The 17890-nt window shown below is 66.3% G+C and carries 10 protein-coding genes; 4 read left to right on the top strand and 6 right to left on the bottom strand.

The window, feature by feature from the left end; all coding sequences use genetic code 11:
- Positions 1-372 (bottom strand): RidA family protein (locus ACFWFI_RS03635; protein WP_387384975.1); only part of this gene is annotated, 372 nt, incomplete at its 3' end.
- 532 nt (positions 373-904) lie between these two features.
- On the bottom strand, positions 905-1798 hold the full coding sequence (locus tag ACFWFI_RS03630) for an alpha/beta fold hydrolase (protein WP_387384973.1): 894 nt from the start codon (positions 1796-1798) through the stop codon (positions 905-907).
- Positions 1799-1883: 85 nt separating this feature from the next.
- Here ACFWFI_RS03630 and ACFWFI_RS03625 point away from each other — a divergent pair, with 85 nt between their 5' ends.
- Positions 1884-2360, top strand: coding sequence for a MarR family winged helix-turn-helix transcriptional regulator (locus ACFWFI_RS03625; protein WP_387384970.1), 477 nt, complete (start codon positions 1884-1886; stop codon positions 2358-2360).
- A gap of 1342 nt (positions 2361-3702) precedes the next feature.
- Positions 3703-4953 carry a HEAT repeat domain-containing protein gene (locus ACFWFI_RS03620; protein WP_387384968.1) on the top strand — a complete coding sequence of 417 codons (1251 nt, stop codon included), beginning with the start codon at positions 3703-3705 and terminating at the stop codon, positions 4951-4953.
- A gap of 164 nt (positions 4954-5117) precedes the next feature.
- Here the strand turns inward: ACFWFI_RS03620 and ACFWFI_RS03615 are convergent, their stop codons facing one another.
- Positions 5118-5501 carry a hypothetical protein gene (locus ACFWFI_RS03615; RefSeq protein WP_387384966.1) on the bottom strand — a complete coding sequence of 128 codons (384 nt, stop codon included), beginning with the start codon at positions 5499-5501 and terminating at the stop codon, positions 5118-5120.
- 66 nt (positions 5502-5567) lie between these two features.
- Here ACFWFI_RS03615 and ACFWFI_RS03610 point away from each other — a divergent pair, with 66 nt between their 5' ends.
- Entirely contained in the window at positions 5568-5765 is a 198-nt protein-coding gene (locus ACFWFI_RS03610) for a hypothetical protein (RefSeq protein ID WP_387384963.1), read from the top strand.
- Between the two features lie 122 nt (positions 5766-5887).
- Here ACFWFI_RS03610 and ACFWFI_RS03605 read toward each other — a convergent pair whose 3' ends face one another.
- Both ACFWFI_RS03605 and ACFWFI_RS03600 read right to left on the bottom strand, forming a co-directional pair.
- Entirely contained in the window at positions 5888-6409 is a 522-nt protein-coding gene (locus ACFWFI_RS03605; protein WP_387384961.1) for an SMI1/KNR4 family protein, read from the bottom strand.
- Positions 6410-6422: 13 nt separating this feature from the next.
- Entirely contained in the window at positions 6423-15059 is an 8637-nt protein-coding gene (locus ACFWFI_RS03600) for a golvesin C-terminal-like domain-containing protein (RefSeq protein ID WP_387384959.1), read from the bottom strand.
- A 315-nt stretch (positions 15060-15374) separates the two neighbouring features.
- Between ACFWFI_RS03600 and ACFWFI_RS03595 the strand changes: the two genes are divergently transcribed.
- On the top strand, positions 15375-15932 hold the full coding sequence (locus tag ACFWFI_RS03595; RefSeq protein ID WP_387384957.1) for a hypothetical protein: 558 nt from the start codon (positions 15375-15377) through the stop codon (positions 15930-15932).
- Positions 15933-17167: 1235 nt separating this feature from the next.
- On the opposite strand, the gene ACFWFI_RS03590 is transcribed toward ACFWFI_RS03595, so the two are convergent.
- Complete coding sequence (locus ACFWFI_RS03590; protein WP_387384987.1) at positions 17168-17797, bottom strand: RNA polymerase sigma factor; 630 nt, start codon at positions 17795-17797, stop codon at positions 17168-17170.
- Between the last annotated feature and the right edge of the window lie 93 nt (positions 17798-17890).

Genomic DNA, 17890 nt, shown 5'->3' with positions numbered 1-17890 from the left:
GAGTTGGTCCTTGTAACCGAGCACGGTGACGCCCATCAACGTGCTGGGGACGTCATGGTCAGCGAACGAGTCCCGGACAACCTGCCAGGCGGCCACCAGGTCCTCCCGCCGGGCCGATGCGACGAGAATCCGTGTGCTAATGACGTCCTGGAGCGACGCGCCTGAGGCAGTAAGAGCGGCCTGCATATTCTCGATGGCTTTCGCCGCTTGGCCCGCGTAGTCCCCGATCGCTGCTGTGGAGCCGTCATCGTTCAGCGGACACGCGCCTGCAAGGAAGATCAGGCGTGACTCGGCGGGCGCCGTGGCCGCGTAGGCGTACTCGGCGACGTCGGACAGGGCGGTGGAGCGGATCAAAGTGATGGCACGAGCCACGGTCGTGGGGTCCTTTCCCCTCGGGGGTTCAGCGCGGACATCCTGTCAACGGGCAGTTGGCTGCCGCCTTCCCTTTTCTCACCGCCCCGCGAGAACGCCGTCACTTCTGCTCGACATTCACGAACCGCATGATCACCAACTGACTCCGGAACCAGTCGACAAACGCTGTTCCTAGACATCAACGAAGCCATCAGCGGTGAACTCCGAGGCGCGGGTCTCCGTGAACGTGCCGCTTCGTTGAGGGCGTACGGTCCAGGAGATGGTCCAGGTCCAGGTGACGGTCCAGGTCGCGGTCGCGGTGCCTGGTATCGGCCGCCCGGCTCTTCGTAGGAGGGCCGCTCGTAGAGGTGCCCGCAGTCCGGGAAGGGGCGCCACCCCGCGACTTGGTGAAGGGGGTTCCGGGGCCGCAACAGGACCGGTAGGGCGCGAGCGATTGCTGATGCGGTCCCACCCGGCTCCGAGGTTCAGAGGCATTCAGTCAGCAGCACTCGCGGCTCGCAGGTGCCGTGACTAAACCCGATGGTGCTCAGGCCTACTTATTGTCGATTCTTCCAGTGAACTCCAAAATTGTGGCCGCGAGTGCTTCAGGAGCTTCCTGCGCGATGAGGTGGCCGACCCCCTCAAGATGCACCGCGGTGACCTCGCCGACGGTCACCTGACGGAAGGTCATCTCGGTGATCCTTCCATGGCCGGCACCCTCAACGGTGAGTACCGGGACGGCGATCGGGTGTGACTCGGCCAGAGCCTTGGTTGCGCCTTCGTCGGAGAAGAGGCCTCGGTAAAGACCCTCCGTACCTCGCCAGGCGTTCGGGCGCGCGTAGCTTCGAACGAACTCGTCGACGTCGCTTTCGCCAATGGAACCCTCCGTCCCGTTCATCAGCGGGAAGGCCCAGTCGGCCAGGAGCTCGCGCTCATGGCCCGGAAGGAGCATTCCGGGTATGCCCGGAGCGCCAAGGAATCCGACGTGCCAAGAACCGTGGTTGTTCACGTCGGCAAGAGCCTCGAATCCGAAACCGGCCAGGGCCGTCTCGATTCCGATGAAGCTGATGACGTCCTCGGGGCGCGTTGCCGCGAAGCGGAAGCCTGTGCCGCCGCTGATGTCCTGGCAAAGGATGTGAACGGGACCCGCGCCGATGTGCTCGACGAGATGGTGCAGGTCCTCGGCTGCGACCGCCTCGCCGTACTCGGTGTCGGCGTTGCTGGAGTCGCCGAACCCGCGGAGGTCGAGGGCGAAGACCCGGTGAGCCTGCGCGAGCAGCGGAATCAGCTTGCGGAACGCCCACCAAGTCTCCGGCCAGCCGTGCACCAGCAGGATCGGAGAGCCGTTGGTGCCGGCGGAGACGTAGTGCAGTTGCGTTCCGTTGACGTCGGCGAGGTGATGCGTGACGCCGGGAAGGGTCGCGCCGGAGGGCGTGGTTGTGGTCACGAGAAGCTCCCAAATAGGCAACCTGGTTGCCAATCAAGGTAGGCAACCAGGTTGCCCTTGTCAAAGGTGGCCGTATGCTGGCCGCATGTCCAGATCAGGCGCCGATCTCGCCCTGCTCCTGCTCGCCGGCTTCCGCACTTTGGCGGATCGAGCCACCGCCGAGCTCGCCGAGCGCGGGTACGAGGACGTACGGCCGGTGCACGACTTTGCTCTCCACTCGATTTTGTCCGGCGCCGACAGCGCTTCCGAACTCGCCCGCAGAATGTCGGTGACAAGACAAGCAGCCGCGAAGACAATCGCCGCACTGGAGGAACGCAATTACGTAGCGCGCCAACCTGATTCGGCCGACCGTCGACGGACGCGACTTCGCGTCACCGAGCACGGACTCGCAATGTTGCAACAGGGCGAAGCGATCTTCGACGAGCTGCGTGAGCAGTGGGAGAAACAGGTGGGTGCAGCGTCGCTCTCAGTACTCGAGGAGACACTCCGATCGCTCGTTGGGGACGGTGCGATCCGGCTCGATTCACCGGGCTGGATCGCGCGTGACCCGGACTTGGAGTAGGCCCTCCTGCGCCACCCGCGCCACTCGGGTCACGCCGCTCCACTGCTCCAAGCGAACGGACAAGCGAAAAATCCGCAAGGAATACCCGTTCGCTCCCGCGCAAGATCGGCGGCTGAAATTTCGGGGGAATAGAAAAAGGTACCCAGAGAGCGTTTAGCGCATATTCGGGTGGCTGTGTGCGGGTATGTGTCTCGGCTTGTCTGAGCCTGTCGAGGCTGGCGCTCGGTTCGACCGAGGTGCAGGCCCAGGTTGTGCTGGTCAAGGTTCGGGTCTTCAAAGACCATGGTGACGCGGATGACCACGGAAGTGACAGAGAGCCTCTGACTACCGTGTTCGACGGGCATCTTCTGCTGAGTGACGGTCGGCTCGTAGTGGGGGATGCCGTCGGCGACGGCCGATTCACCACTTCCCTGCTCGGGAACCCAGGAAGGCGGCGGGTTCGAGTCTCGGTTGACGATCCGCAGGGATGGGCTCGCGCCGTTGATGTCGTCGTCAGCGCTGAGACAGTGTGACGGAGCTGGTCGGCCGGGTCCGCTCCGACCGTGTCATGCGTCTGCCGAAGCCTCCGCGGATGCACGGCGCCAACGGCCGACCGCCCAAGCACGGCCCGGAATTCCGCTTTTGCCTACGCCCCGCTCCCCCAGATCGATGAGTCAACGCGGCCGCAGAGCTCCATCAGGCCGGTCAGTCGGCTCCGCAGCAGGATGGCTGTCCAGCACATGCGGCCTCAGGGACGGCAGGTTGGGGGTCGGCAACCCGTTACCAGGGTGTCCGGCCAGGCGGCTTCAGGCCGGGGCGGCCGTCGCTGTTCTGGCGGCCAGGCCGGCTATCTGCGCCAGGAGTTCGGCAGGGGGCTCGTTCAGGTTCAGGGCGTGGGCGGTGATTGTGACGGAGGACCGGCGGATCCCCGCAGCGAAAAGGGCGTCCGATGGGGCGGCCGGCCGCTCTCAGCCGCGACCTGAACACCCATCCGGTGATCGTTTGGCTCAGCCAGCGTGAACCTCTCGGACCTTGTCCGCTGCCAGGTGGAGTTCGTGGGCCCCCAACAGTCTGCAGCAAGTGCGGGACCAAGACGGCGCCGAGTTCGTGTCGGAGGCTGCGAGCCAGGGGGGTGGTACGGGCGACGAGCCGCAGTTTGCCCTTGGCCTCGTTGCGGCCAAGCAGCAAGCGCTCGGCTGCGGTCGGCAACGCGCACCCTTGCCGCCGCACTCCCCGCCCTGTGCCGGCCCAACCCGCCGCGTCAGCGACACCCACATCGACCGCCTTCGGGAACGAACTACCTGGCTACGCCGCCTTACACCCCACCAAAGAAGATCTACCAGGTGGTGATTAGGCTCTACCCATGGTGACCGGCGAAGACGAGTCGTTCGAGGCTGTCAGGCGACTGGTGGCCGAAGTGGCTCTGGACGAGGCCCTCGATGTGACGGATCCGGAGTCTTGGATCGGTCTTGACTTCGGGATACGTGAAATGGCCTGGCAGCGGCCGGAGCTGTTCCATTCGAATGCGTCGCGGTCCGGGCGCCAGCTGAGCTGGGATCCGGAAGCATCGCTGCCCACCGTCATTTGGCGCCAGAAGCCAGGTGACGCCGAACTCGCCCTCGCGCTCTGCCACCCCGACGGCCGGATCCGTGAGGCCGCGCTGGAACATACCAAGGAGCGGCCCGCACTGCTTGCGTTGGTCGTAATCCGCTGCGCGGACTGGGCGGGGCCCGTACGCGAACGGGCCCGCGTGCTCCTGTCCGAGACACCCTCGCATCGGATGGTCGCGCACGCAGCGCTGACCCTGCGGATCGGCCGCCGGCCGCGGGGCGGCTTCGCCGAAGCGCTGCTGACCGGGGTACTGCGCGCGGGCCCTGCCGCGCAAACCGAAGCGCTGCTCGACAGCGGCGACCGGGCCACGGCCCGCCTCGCGTACCGCATCGCCGTCGAGCGGCGGTTGCTCCCCGCAGCGCGGCTCGCTCGGACCGCCGCCCGCCACCGCGGCGTCGTAGCGCAGGGCTTGTGCGCCGAAGCGGCCGTAGCCGCCCTCGGCAAGAACAAACTCGACGAGTTCACCGAGGTTGTGGCACCGCTGCTCGGGTCCCGGCAGCCCCGGGTCAGGTCGGCGGGGGTGACCGCGCTGCGCCGGGCCGGGCGGCACGCCGACGCCGAGCCGTACCTCACCGACCGGTCTGCCGTGGTTCGGGCGTGCGCCCGATGGGTGCTTCGGCAGGGCGGCACCGACCCGGCGCCGCTGTACCGCGCCCTGTGTGCCGACCCCGCGGCCCGGCCCGCCGCCGCAGTCGGCCCCGGTGAGTGCAGAGTGCCTGAGAATGCGGACCTGCTCCGGTCGCTCCTCGCGCACCCGGTCCCCGGCCTGCGCGCCTGCGCGGTGGCGGGACTGCGGGCGCTGGAGGCGGTACGCGTCGATGACATACGACTACTCCTGGACGACCCGTCGACGGCGGTTGTCCGGCAGGCAACCGCGGCCCTGTTGCCGTGGGCCGAACGCCTACCGCAGGAGCTGCTGCGCGGGCTCCTGGCCGAGGACCGTCCGCGCCACCAGCGGGTCGCGGCGATCCGGCTGCTGCGGGCCGTCGGGGTACACGCATAGGATTGCCGCGCGGATCTGAGCTGACCCGCAGGACAGGCCTTTGTCGGAGCTGGATAGGTGGTGTCAGTCGGCGGGATCAAAGCAACCGGAGAGCGCGGAACTCGTACCACAAGATCCAAAAAGATGGGTTGTCCCGTAAGTTGCGGGCGCCCACGGTCCGGTGGTCAGCCGAAGATGATCTCAATGTCCCTGTCCAGGCAGAACTGCATGACGGTGACCAATTGGCGGGTGTCATCGATGCGTCGTTCGAGAGCGGGGTCGCCGCCGTCGTGTTGCCGCTCATCGATGATGGCCGCCAGCCGGGGCAGCATGGCCGCGCACTGAGCGGGCGTGAGGTCCGGACCATCGTCATCTGGATGGTCGAGTAGTGGTGCCAGTGTTGTGGAGACGCTGCTCCACGGGCGGTCTCCGTCGAAGCCGTGCATCTCGGAGAGGGTGAACCCCTCGGCCTGGGCCAGCCACTCCCGGAACATGCTGAAGCCGGTGTAGGACCAGGAGATGTCCGGGCTGGTCACATCGTCGTCTCCGGGAAAGAGTACGAGCCCCATCCTGTCCTCCTTGTCTCGGGGAGATTCTCGAACCGCGTGCCCGGGACGCCGAAGGATTCCGTCAATATGGAAGCCCCCGCAGCCTGGCAGGAGCCTGTCGGCTTGGTGCTCGGCGGACACTCCAGGACGGCTTACAACAGCGAGAACGCTCCCCAACTACTCGTCCACTCCTCCTGGTCACCAGGAATGGCCGAGGCACGCGAGGACCTCCTGACAGCCGACAGGACGTCGAACACCTCGTCGCCGGCCTGCTGCTCGCCCTAAGCGACCGCGTGACGTGCAATGGAGCCCCACCATGCGATGGCGGGGCTCCATTGCGCCTCACGGGGAAGTTTCATGCGGTGGTGTCCCCTGTCACCAGGACAGCGACACCACAGCATTCACTTTCAGGGCAGGAATTCGAAGAACGGACGGCCCGGTGCGAAGTTACGAGAACACACCGTCACGTCCTCACCCCGGAGATACGCCAGCAACCACTCACTGAACGTCATCTCATGGAGAGTCCACGCCGGACTGTCGAATTCCTGAACCACGACGCGCCAGGGCGACGAGGGGGTTTCGGGAACACGAAGGAAAACTGCTTCGCCCGTCGTGGCCGTCGCCACCGGCATCAGTTCTCCCGGGCCGGCCCCGACCGAACTGGGTAGGAACTCCGCCATGTCCTCCTCACGCCAGAGCTCGAGGTCCAGCCTGATGTTCTTTCCCAGGCTGTGCAGGAGATGACCTGCAGGATGCTTCAGATACAGTTGCTTGTTGATCGAGATGGAACCGTAGGCGTCCACGATCTCACGGAAGTCTGCCGGGAATTCGATTCCGAGTTCCCGCTCCAGCTCGATCCAAGGCGCTGGATCCGACCAGTTGAACTGGGGTTCACCCAACAGGGCCTGGATCTCAGGGAGAGTTGCCACCACTAGGCCCCTTCTAGCACTTCGAGCCGATGCCGGTTGGGGAATTTATCGCCGTACACGAGTAGGTGTCCGTGATATTCCCTTGCGGTCCGTATACAGTCATTCCCACCTGCACGGTTGTTGGAACGGCCGAATGAGGGTCTCCGTATACGGGTACGACCGACATGAACAGTTTGTTGTTCGCGTTCAAGGTTTTCCATCCGAAGGATTCGACCTTGCTGGCCATTCTCGCATTCGCCCTGCCGTGCAAAGCAACCAGGTTTCGAACGTCCTGGCCGGTGCCCTTGCCCCAATAACCTATCAGGTGGCCGGCCTGCGGGTTCCCGCCTCCTGCCGCTATCTCTCCCATACCGTCCGGCTGGACGGATGGTTCACATTCTGCGCATTTTGGCATGCCGCCTGCCCCGGTGCGCGACCTACGGTCGGCCTTGGTGAGGAACGCATAGGCGCCGGTCGCCCTGCAGCCCTTGTTCCCCTGGTGATCCGTGTACTCCTCGAGGCCGCCGTAAATCCGCCCTCCGTCGATCAGAGGCATCGGGTCGCACGTGGGGTTGTTGGTGTCCGTGGTCCGCGGCGCTGGCCTGGGCTGGGGGCCCGGCGATGGCTGGGGGGTGGGACCCGGACGCGGTTCGTCGGACGAATCGCTGGAACTGGCCTCGTCCGCGGACGGCATCAGCATGCTGCCCAGGGCCGCCCCCGCGTCCGCCAGACCCTGCTGACCCTGCGGTGTGGCCGCGTACATCGCCGTACCGAGTGCCGCCGCCGCCAAGTAGTAGACGGCCGGGATCGCGAACCAGACGAGATGGCCGTCAAGCTCGACGAGGCTGGTGGGGTTGCCGCCGGTGAAGGCGTAGCGGTTGCTGGTGTACGGGTCCGCGCCCAGGCTCATGTCGGCGAGGGCGCCGTTGTACATGTCCCGGGTCGTGAAGCGGTTCAGGCCCGGGTTGTAGTCGCGGAAGCCCATGTCGTAGGTGCCGGACTGGGCGTCCCAGCGCTTGGCGTTGAAGCGGTAGGGGTTGTACTCCTCCTTGTCCGGCTGGCCGGTCTCGGGCTTGTCGATGCCGGTGAACTCGGTGGCGTCGTTGTTGCCGTAGGCGGTGTATCCGTAGGTGGCCTTGGTGTCGCCGTTCTTGTCGGTCAGGGTCTCGACGTCGGTGTGGCTGTTGTAGCCGTAGTAACCGTCCTCGGTCGAGCCGTCGGTGTTGTGCTTGCTCTGTGACAGGCGCTCGCCCCACGGGCTGTACTGGAACGACTTGGTCAGCGCGCCGGCGACCTTCTCGTCGAGGACCTCGCCGGACAGGCCCAGGTACTCGAAGTCGGTGGTCTTGCCGTCCGCCGTCTTGGAAGCGGTGCGGTCCAGCGGGTCGAAGGCGTACGTCGTCGACTTCATCGTGCCGCCGGCGTCCAGCTTCTGGGACTCCACGACATGGTCGAAGCCGTCGTACACGCTCCGCTCGATGACCTTGCCGCCGGAGCTGACCGACTGCTGGCGGCCGAACGGGTCGTAGGCGTAGTTGGCGCTGACGCCCGACGTAGTGCCGGTCAGCAGCCTGTTGCGGTCGTACTGGAACGTGGTGCTTGCGCCCTTGACGGTCTGGCTGATGACGTTGGCGTTGTCGTCGTGGACGTATGTCTCTGTGCCGGCGCCGTTGCCTGTCTTGACCGACTTGGTGAGCCGGTCGGCAGGGTCGTAGGTGAGGTCGGTTGTGGAGTCGAGGTACGCCGCACGGTTGTCGGCGTTCATCTTCTTCGAGGCGTCCTGCGCCTTGTTCCCGTTGGCGTCGTAGGCGTAGGTGTGGGAGGCGACCAGCGTGGTGCCATCCGCCTTCTTCTCCGTCGTCGACTTCAGCGCGGCGTCGAGGTAGTAGGTGTAGTCGACGGTGTTGCCGTTGTCCTTGGACTCCTTCAGCTTCTGACCGCGGTCCGTGTACGTGTACGAGGTGACCTTGGGGTCGCTGTCCGTCGCGGACTTGCCGACGGACACCGTCTTGACCTTCTCCCGCAGGTCGTAGGTGTACTTGGAGAACTGGCTGGGATGGGTGACCGTCTCCGATTGCCCGTTGGCGTCGTACGTGTACGACGTCGCCTTCTTTTCCTGGCCCGCCAGAGCCTCGGTCACTTTCTGGACCTGGTTGAGCCCGGTGTAGGCGACCGTGTAGGCATCGATCTTCGCGCCGGACGAGGTGTCGTCGATCGTCGTCAGGTTGCCGTTGACGTCGTAGACGTAGGCGTAGGTCCGCTTCTCGCTGTCGGTCTCCGCGGAGTTGTCACGGACGAGCTTGACCCCGTCCGCGACCACGACGCCGACGCTGTTCTGCGCCAGCTTCAGCTTGGTGTCCTCGCCCTGCTTGAGGGCGTAGCTGCCGAGGCTGATCCAGGTGCCGGTGCCGGCGCTCTGGTCCTTGGTCACCGCTGGTTCGGTGGTCGTGCCGTGCGTGAGTGTGTACTTCGTGGTAGCGGCGGCCCCGGTCACCTTCGGGTATTTCACGTACGCGGTGTACGTGCCGTCCTTGGGGATGTCGAGCGTCCACGTGAAGGCGTCCGTGCCCGTGCCGGCGGCGTGGGTGCGGTGGTTGTAGCCCTGCTGACCGGTGATGTCCCCGGTGGCCCAGGTACCCGTGGAGGAGGTGTGCTGGGTGTCGGAGTTGTCCACCAGGACCACGGACTTGCCAACCGGCACACCGTCGTCGGAACGGGACTTGACCTTTCCGTCGGGGTAGAACGACCACGTCATCGTCCGGTTGGAGGAGCCACCCGCCGACGTCAGCGTCCTGGTCGTCTGCTGGCCCAGGGCGTTGTAGTCGTAGCTGGCGGCGATGTCCCACGGGTCCGTGGAGCTCTTCGTCCAGCCGTTGTCGAAGTAGTCGTGCTTTGTGATGTTGCGGACCGTCTGCCCCTCCGAGGGTGGCATCGAGGTCTTCGCGACCCGGCCCACCGCGTCGTACTCGGTCTCGGTGTAGACGTTGGGGTCGTTGTGACGGGTGTCCGCCGGGTCGTACGGCTGGTACTGCCGCTTCGGCCGGTTCAGCGCGTCGTACTCGGTGCGGGCGGTGAAGGCCGTCGTCGTCTCCGCCTCGACGGCTCGCGGGGTGATCACCTTGGTGGTGTTGCCGACCTGGTCGTATTCGGACCGGGTCGTACGGTAGGTGATCGGCGAGGTGCCGCTGCGCGGGACCTTCACCTCGGTCTGCTTGCCGCGCTCGTCGTAGGTGATGAGCGTGGTGTTGTTTTCGGCGTCCGTTGTGGAGACGACCAGGTTGTCCTTGTCGTAGGCCTTTCTCGTGGTCTTGCCGGCGGCGTCCGTGACCGTGGTGGCCCGGTGGTTCAGATCGTGGGCGGACAGGGTGGTGTAGTCGGCCGTGTCGGCCGTGGCGTTCTTCTTCGGGTCGACGACTTTGGTGGTGTTGCCGACGTTGTCGTACTCATAGCTGACCTTTTCCCCGTTCGCGTTGACGACGGAAGTGAGCTGGTAGATCTCGTTGTAATGGTTGGTCGTGACGAAGTCCGCCGCGTCTGCCGTGGTCAGCGTGCCCTTCGGCTCGGTCGTCGTCTTGAGGTTGCCGACCTTGTCGTAGGTGTAGAGCGTCTTGCGCTCGTCCGACGTCGTGGTGTACTTCGGCGCGGTCGCCGAGGTCATCTGGTCGGTCGCGTCGTACACCGCGGTGGACACCGCCCCGTTGGGCGCCGTCGATGTGGTGACGTTGTCGTTGGCGTCGTACACGGGTGCCGGAGCGGTGATCAGGTCACCGGTGGCCTGGTCCTTGGGTTCGGACTTGACCAGCGGACGTCCGAATGCGTCGTACGTCTGCGTGGTCTTCTTGCCCAGCGCGTCGGTGACCTCGGTGACCTGGCCACGCTCGTCGTAGACGAACGCCGAGGACTTGTTCAGCGCGTCCGTCATCGTTGTCGGGAAGCCCGTGGGCCCGAAACCACTGTTGGTGTCCGCGTTGCCGTTGGCGTCGATCGCCTTGGTCAGCTGGCCGTAGGAGTCGTACTCATACGATGTGGTGTAGTCACCCACCGTCGGGGTGGCGACGCCCTTGGGGTCGGTGACTGTCTTGAGGTTGCCGAAGGTGTCGTAGCCGAACTGCCACTTCCGGCCCTCGGGAGAGGTCTTGGTGAAGAGATCGGCCGAGTAGCCGTCGGCACGGGTCTGGTACACGTACTGAGCGGAGTTCGCCGGATAGGTACCCGGCGCACAGTCACTCTGGGCCGGCACGCCGGCCTTGTTGCTCTCCGCGTCGCGCTTCCAGAGCGGGAAGCCCGTCGTCCGGTCGTAGCAGTACGCCGTCTTGGCGCCGTTGTTCTCCTCCGTGTACGTGACGTTGTTGTCCGCGTCCCATGCCAGCTTCATCGTCTGCGACTTGGCGTTCGTCGACTGGACGGCGCGGCCGAAGTCGTCGGTCACGTAGTCGGAGGCACGCGACTCGGCGTCGGTGACCTTGGTGTCGGTGAACTTGGCGTTGGCGGTGTTCGCCGCGTACGTGAAGCCGGTGCCGCCCTGAAGACGGTCGGTGATCGTCTTCGTCCACCAGTGGTACTTGGGGTCGTCCCCGGTCCGTGGGAAGTTGTACGTCAGCGACGTGGCGTTGCCGCGCGGGTCGGTCGCCTTGACGAGCTTGACGTTCTTGTTGCCCTGGGTGGCGTCGTACTCGAAGGCGAAGACCTTCGGCTGGGTGGAGCCGGCGCCGTCGGTGAGCTTGGTGAGCAGGCCCTTGTCGGAGTACTCGAAGGTGACCTTACGGCCCGAGATTTCGGTCATCGACTTGATGTGGTCGATGATCTTCGGGTTGTTGTCGTCTGCCTTGGAGTAGTACTCCACGGTCAGCGATTGGCGGCCGGCCGGGTCGGTGACGTACTTGAGGAACTTGGTCGGCTTGTTGTTGGACTTGCGTTCCTCGTACGTGTAGGTCTGCGTGTTGCCGTTCTTCTCGATCAGCGAGGTCATGTAGCCGTCGCAGCCGAACAGGAACCGGGTGCCGTCGGGACGAGTCATCGTCCAGGCGTCTGAGATCGGGTCCTTCAGCGGCGTACAGTCCAGACCGGGCTTCGCCGACAGCTTGTAGTGGACGCCCGCAGGGGCCTTCCACGAGCCATCGGGCTGCTTGCGGAAGACGTGCGTGGTGCCGTCGCCGTCCGGGAGCCTGATCTCGGTCGGGTTCGGCTTCGGGTGGAACTCCAGCGGCGCGCCGAGCCGGATCGGGCCGGCTGCCTGGAAGGACCAGCCGGGGCCGGAGACCGTGTCGGAGGTGTCGAGGCTGTTGTACGCGAAGCGGGCGAACGTGGTGACTCCGCGGCCGGGATTGGTGAAGGCGTTGTACTGCCAGACGCTGTTGCCGGACGCCAGGTCGCTCATCACTGTCGAGCCGGCGCCGGTGTTCTTGCCCGTGTAGACGTAGAACTTTTCCATGCCGAGCTGGTTGGAGGTCGGGTCCTCCACTGCCACGTTCTGCTGCAGGCCGGGGATCCCCGAAGTGCCCGAGGCCCAGGTGCCGGTCGTCTTGTTGTAGACGTCCCAGGTCAGGGCGTAGTCGGTCCGCTTGTTGCCGTTGTCAGAGTTGATCGGCGTTTTCACCAGCGCCTGCAGGCTGACGGAGCCACCGGGCGCGACGTTCGTCGGGAGCGCGGTCCGGACCTGGTTGCCGCCGTTGGTGACGTCCGTGCCGTCGGGCAGAGCCCACTTGTACGTGAGGACGTGATCGGCAGCGTTCCAGGTGGAGGCGGTGGTGTTGGTGAGGCTGAAGTCGACCGTGTAGTCGGTGTTCGGGGTCATCCGCGCCGGGGTCTGTGGCGCGTAGTACGTCGACTCTGTGGTGGAGTCGACGTACGTGACGACGATCCTGGGCTGGAGCCTGGACTCGGTGCCCTCGGAGGACAGGAAGAGGGTCCGCTCCTGCGAGGCTGCCTCGTCCGCCATCTTGACTGCCACGCCGCGCTGGGAGGCCGGGGTGGTCACCCAGGACTGCGCGAGCGAGGTCACGTTCCAGTCGTGGCGGGCCGGGTCGTTGGTCTTCGCCCCGGTATCGGCCGTCACCGCGCCGAAGTCACCGCCTGCGGTGGACCAGTTCGTGGTCGCGTCGGCCTTCACCCAGGTTGCGGCGGCCTCGTCGAAGTCGCGCGTCAGCGGACGCATTTCGTAGACCGCGCCCGCCGTGTCCTGGGCGGTCTGTGTGCTCCACAGTCGTACGTTCGCGTCCAGCACCCGGGCCGTGGCCGGGATGCCGAGGGCCGGGAACTTCAGCAGGGCGCGGGTGTCGCCGTAGGTCGCGGAGTTGTTGCCGACGCTCAGCCAGTTCTTCGGGCCGCCGTCGTCGATCGTGTCGTGCGTGAGCGTCGTGCGGGCCGAGGACAGGGTGGTGTCGTGCGTCGCGGGCAGCACCTTTGTCGTGCGTCCAGCCTTCGGCAGTCGCACGAGCTGCGTCGGGGCGGAGACGATCTGCCCGTCCTTCGTCTTGACCGCGACCATGTAGTAGTAGGCGCGGCCGTACGGGTCGGGGTCGTCCGCCTTCGTCGGCGTCGCCGCCGTGTCCGTGAACGACCTTGCGGCCGGCGCGACCGGGGCGACCAGCGTCGCGGCCGACGGCGTGAAGGTCTGGTTGATCGAACGGTGGACCTGGTACTCGACGATGTCGTCGGCGGTCCCGATCGGGTCCCGGTCCTGGTACGCCGACCAGGACAGCTCCGCGCCCGTGTCGTGGATCGTGGTCGGGGCGGCGAGGTCGACGCCCTGGCGGCCGAAGGTCATCACCAGACGGGGGTAGTTGGCGGCCTCGCCGCCATACCCGAACTCGCTGCCCTCGTAGCGGGGACCGCCCTTGGGGCCGTTCGCGCTCTCGTCTCCGGCCTTGATCACGAAGCCGTTGTTGACCTGCGCGCCGTCGATCCAGGACTGGACGGTCTTGGTGACGGGGAAGGTGTGCCAGGTGTTCAGCTCGCCCGGCTGCTTGGTGACCACGCCGCCCTTGGTGAACCGGACCGCGTCCGCGATCACCGACGTGCTGGTCGACGCCGGACCGTCGCCGAGGACGATCTTTCCCAGAGTGCCGGCCTTGAACGGGTGCGAGCCGAGCGTCTTCCACACGCCGGCCGTGCCGGCCTGCTGGTTGACCGTGTACGCCTTCGTCCCGCCGTCGTAGGTGACGGTGTACGGGGCGTTGGTCGCGCGGTCCGAGGCCGGGACGTTGTGCGCCTCGACCTGATAGGTGCCGTCCTCGGGGAGGCTCGGCTGCCAGGTGTACGTGTCGCCCGCGACCGAGTCCTTGTTGTACAGGTAGTCCTGGTTGACCGCGTACTGCGTGTACGCCGTATTCCCCGACGCGGGCCAGGCACCTACGGCAGCTGTCCGTCCGGCGTCGCCGTCGTCCACCACGACCGCCGTGCCCGACAGCTCACCGATGATCGCGTTGGCGCTGTTCCAGGTGGCTTGGTCCTCGGTCCACGCCTGCGTGGCGCGGTGCGCCTCCAGCTGGACCTCGGTGTCACCCGCGGTGTGGGTCTGGTCGTAGTACAGCTTCAGATCGGCCGAGTCGAGCTTCGTGCCCGCCGGTACGCCGGTCAGCGGGAACCTCATCAGCGCACGCGAGGAACCGGTGCTGGTGTTGCCGACCGACAGCCGCCAGTTGTCGTCGTAGTTCGTCCCCGGACCGTCCGAGGAGATCATCACGTCCTGCGCCGTCGTCGGCGTCGGAGCGATCGAGATCGTCGGATCGACCGTCACCGGGTACTGCCGCTCGGGTGCGGCCAGCCACTTCGCGTCGGGCGTGACCGTCAGCTTCCAGCCCTTGCCGGCCCTGGTGAGCTTCTGGCTGACCTTCTTGCTGTACGTGAACCCGTAGGGCGAGCGGGCGTCTTTCTTGGCGTCCGTCATGAACGCCGCGGGGATCACGAGTACCGGATTCGCAGCCTCGCCGTAGAAGGAGACCGAACCGTCTTTACCCGGCTTCGGCGTCAGCCCGCCGGCGTCCAGCGTGAAGGTGAAGGAGACCGGGCTCGTGGGCTTTTGGCCCAGGACGATGTTCTCCTTCACCCGGCCCGGACCTACCTGGTACGACAGGTCCGCACCGGCCACAGCGTCCTTGTACGTGACGGTGTCGCCCTTGGCTACGGGGTCGAGCTTGCCCGCGCCCTCAAGCCCCAGGGTCACCGCATGCCCGTCGCCGGCCTCGAACCGCAGCAGCTTGCCAGGGCTCGACCCGAACCAACTACGCGCAGCATTGGTTTTGTTGACGAAGTCGAAGCCCTCTGCGCCGGTGGCGTGGACCGTCGGGTCGATGTCCTTCCAGGACTTCCCCGCCCGATAACCGGTAGGCACCGCTGAAACCTCGGCCTGCACCCGGCCGTCGGAGAGTTCCCAGTACCGGGCGTTCGCCGTGCGGCTGCCCGTCAGCTCGGCGACGCGCTTGGCTTTTCCAGCCGCCTTGCCCTTCGGCAACTTCTCACGGCTCGGAAGAACCGGAGTCCCACCAGTCGACGGCTCGTCCGGCCCCTCGGGCTCGTTCTCGTCCTCCGAGAACCAGTCCTTAAAGGAATTGACAATACCCTCGTCGTTATCACTCGAAACAGGAGCCGCGTAGGCGACTTGCGGCAGCATGGTCCCAGCGACCGCCGAAACCACGAGGCAGGCTACCGCCCGCCCGTATCTTACTTTCATGCCATTCCCTTCATGGGCGCCCATTCAGCGTGAGGCGAAATGGGCGCACCGGCGCGCGCCGACGCGGGCGACCCGTCGCCGGTCACACTGGATCTGACCTCGACCAGAACTCCTCAAGGCATGGCAAACCAGGCCACTTCACATGCGGAAAAAGTGGCCTCGCCAGAGGAGAGCCGATCACGGCGGGGGGATTCTTCAACACTTGGGTGAGGGTCCGTCAACCGGTCGCGCATAGGGGGCATTTCGCTGGCCAGATCGATGGGAATTGGGGGCATCTTGGCGGAGTTATCCGCCGCCTGGCCTTGTTCGACTCTGATGGTGTATAACCCAAGCGAATTTGTGTCGACCGAAAGCGTGGCCATGCTTACGACAAAAGATCCGGTAAGTCCGGAGGAGTCAGAAACCCCGAACACTGTGGAGATTCCCCAGTTCCGGGACGATCGCGGCATCGACCGAAAAGGCGTTGCCATCGCTGCCGCGTTGCTGCTCGCGTGCGGCGGGTTCGTGGCGTACGGAGTCCTCAGCTCGGATGACGCACCGGCACCTCAGCAGGCCACGCCCGTGGCCAGCGTGACGTACGCGGTGCTCGGCGAGGGCACCGCCGACATCTCCTACCGCGGCCCGGGTGGGGCCAAGGCGACCGTGGTCACGAACGCCCGTCTCCCGTGGAAGAAGACCGTGAGCGTCCCGCTCGGCGCTTCCTCGATCGTCAGCGTCACCCTGGGAGAGAATGGCGGAACGGCCAGCTGCACCCTCGCCGTCGGCGGTAGGCACATCCAACGTGGCACCGCCATCGGCGCCTTCGGCCGGACCACATGCAGCAGTACCCTTCCCGCACCCGCGGTATCCACAGCCTCAGAAGAAGCCGCGTGACAGCACAGTTCCCTTCAACCTTCCGGCCGGGGGCGCCGGTCACCGGGTCGCCCTCGCGTCCCTCGGTCTCGTCTTCCCGGCCCAGGCCGCCGCGGCGATCTCGACCGCCGACGGCTTGCGACGCATCGCATTGCATGGGCCCGATCTCGTGCAGTGGGCGTTGTCCGCGCGTCCCACCGAACCGTTCAGCATGCTGGACGACCCGCGTGGCCAGCTCCACGGTGCGGCTCAGGTCCGCACCCGCTCCAGCGTCACCGGCGCCTAGTCGAGCTGACACTGGCACGCCCGACCGGGCCGTCGACCTGCCATTGCGCGGCGTCCTGGCGCCTGGCGGCGGGCTGCGGGCGGCGGGCTGCGGGCTGCGGGCTGCGGGTATCCGTAGCTCGAGGCGAGCGTATCTAGGCGCCAGTCGAGCCGTGGTCGACAGCGCGGGGGCTGCGCAGCCTGTGAGCCTGCCGCCTGGCCGGGTTACGCCCCCGTTCGGCCACCTGGCTGCCCTTCTCCTCCGGTATGCCCCTCGAACGGCTACCCGTGCTTTCCGGCACTGCGGGCGTGCTCCGCACTCTTACCTCGTGAAGGAGAGGCCGTCGGGATTTTCTTCGACCGCTCCGGCTCCGTCCTCTTGGCCGACTTCCCAGGCAATGACGGAACCGTCTCTCCTGCACCGGACAACGCGGCGCAGTAGGACTCCACGGCAGACTCTCCTCCTGCGGCATCGGCCAGTTGCTGAAACGCCTTACCCCGGTGTTTACCGTTTCCCTTACCCCATGCTTGGCAGAGCGCCGCTTGGCTCTGGGATGCCGGAGCGTGTGCCGAGGGCGACGGTGTCGGTGGCAGGGTTCCCTGGCCCGTTTCCTTCTGGCTACTGCCGGGGAGCCGCGGGGCGTCCACGCCTGGCGGTGGCTGGGGACTCTCCACAACGTCGTCAGCTTGGCCGAAGGGAACAGGTAGGACACCGGTGCCGACCGCCAGCGCGACGCCGCCAAGAGTGACGGTCGCGAATGCGGCACCGAGCGCCGTCTTCAGGGAGGCAGCGGCGGGGGAACGGCGCGACGGGCGCCAGTCGTCGCGCCTCCGGGGACGCTGCGGGCCCACGCCTTCCGCAGCACGGGATTCCCGGAATGCCGCGAGCGCACGTTCGGCGCCCTCTGGTTCGACACGGCCTCGCACGGCATCCGCGAGCGCCCCGGCCTCTGGTGCGCAGAACGCCGCGTCGTCGTCTTCCGCCTTGCGTCTCATACCTCATCCCTCAGTCTGCCCGGCGCCACGGGCACGACGCCTTCCGCTCGGCTCACCGAGGCCAGCTGTTCTGCCAATCGTTTCAGCCCCCGGTAGGCAGCTGTTCGCACGGCACCCGGCCGCTTGCCCAGCACCCGTGCGGCAGCCGGCCCGTCCAGAGCTACCACCACGCGCAACAGCACCGCCTCTGCCTGGTCCGGCGGCAAACGCGCAATCTGTCCGAGCGCCCACCGCGTGGATATCGACTCCAACACCTCATCCGCCGTGTCCGCCCGCCCGGGGAGTTCCAGGACGTCCCGCTCGATCAGTGACGTGCGCGGTCGGCGCTTCTGCTTGCGAAGATGATCCAGCGCGCGATGCCGCGCGATGGTCGCTGTCCAGCCCCGAAAGCCTGCACCATCCCCGCGAAATCGCTTCAGGTCCCTCGCGATCTCCAGCCAGGCATCCGAGGCGACGTCCTCGGCATCGTCCCCGACCAGCCCGCGCATGTACCCGAGGAGGCCCGGGTGCACGAGCCGGTAGGCAGTCGCGAAGGCCTCCTCATCCCCCTGCTGAGCGCGTGATACAGCCAATCCCAACTCCACGTCGCATGCCGGTGCACGACGCTGGTCCCCGCCCCTGCCCACACGTGCCTCTTCAATCGTCCAATAACTTCCCCACTCCTTCTGCGCCCCGGCACACAGAAATGTCACAGCATGCGGCTGCCGCGCTCCCGCTGA

Source organism: Streptomyces sp. NPDC060209 (genome assembly GCF_042728155.1).
Lineage (GTDB): Bacteria > Actinomycetota > Actinomycetes > Streptomycetales > Streptomycetaceae > Streptomyces.
This window is presented reverse-complemented; position numbering and strand designations above follow the sequence as displayed.

Bases quoted from the DNA above. Each gene is read 5' to 3' on its own strand.
- ACFWFI_RS03625 (WP_387384970.1), top strand. From the start codon at position 1,884: ATGTCCAGATCAGGCGCCGATCTCGCCCTGCTCCTGCTCGCCGGCTTC.
- ACFWFI_RS03620 (WP_387384968.1), top strand. From the start codon at position 3,703: ATGGTGACCGGCGAAGACGAGTCGTTCGAGGCTGTCAGGCGACTGGTG.
- ACFWFI_RS03615 (WP_387384966.1), bottom strand. From the start codon at position 5,501: ATGGGGCTCGTACTCTTTCCCGGAGACGACGATGTGACCAGCCCGGAC.
- ACFWFI_RS03610 (WP_387384963.1), top strand. From the start codon at position 5,568: ATGGAAGCCCCCGCAGCCTGGCAGGAGCCTGTCGGCTTGGTGCTCGGC.
- ACFWFI_RS03600 (WP_387384959.1), bottom strand. From the start codon at position 15,059: ATGAAAGTAAGATACGGGCGGGCGGTAGCCTGCCTCGTGGTTTCGGCG.
- ACFWFI_RS03595 (WP_387384957.1), top strand. From the start codon at position 15,375: ATGGTGTATAACCCAAGCGAATTTGTGTCGACCGAAAGCGTGGCCATG.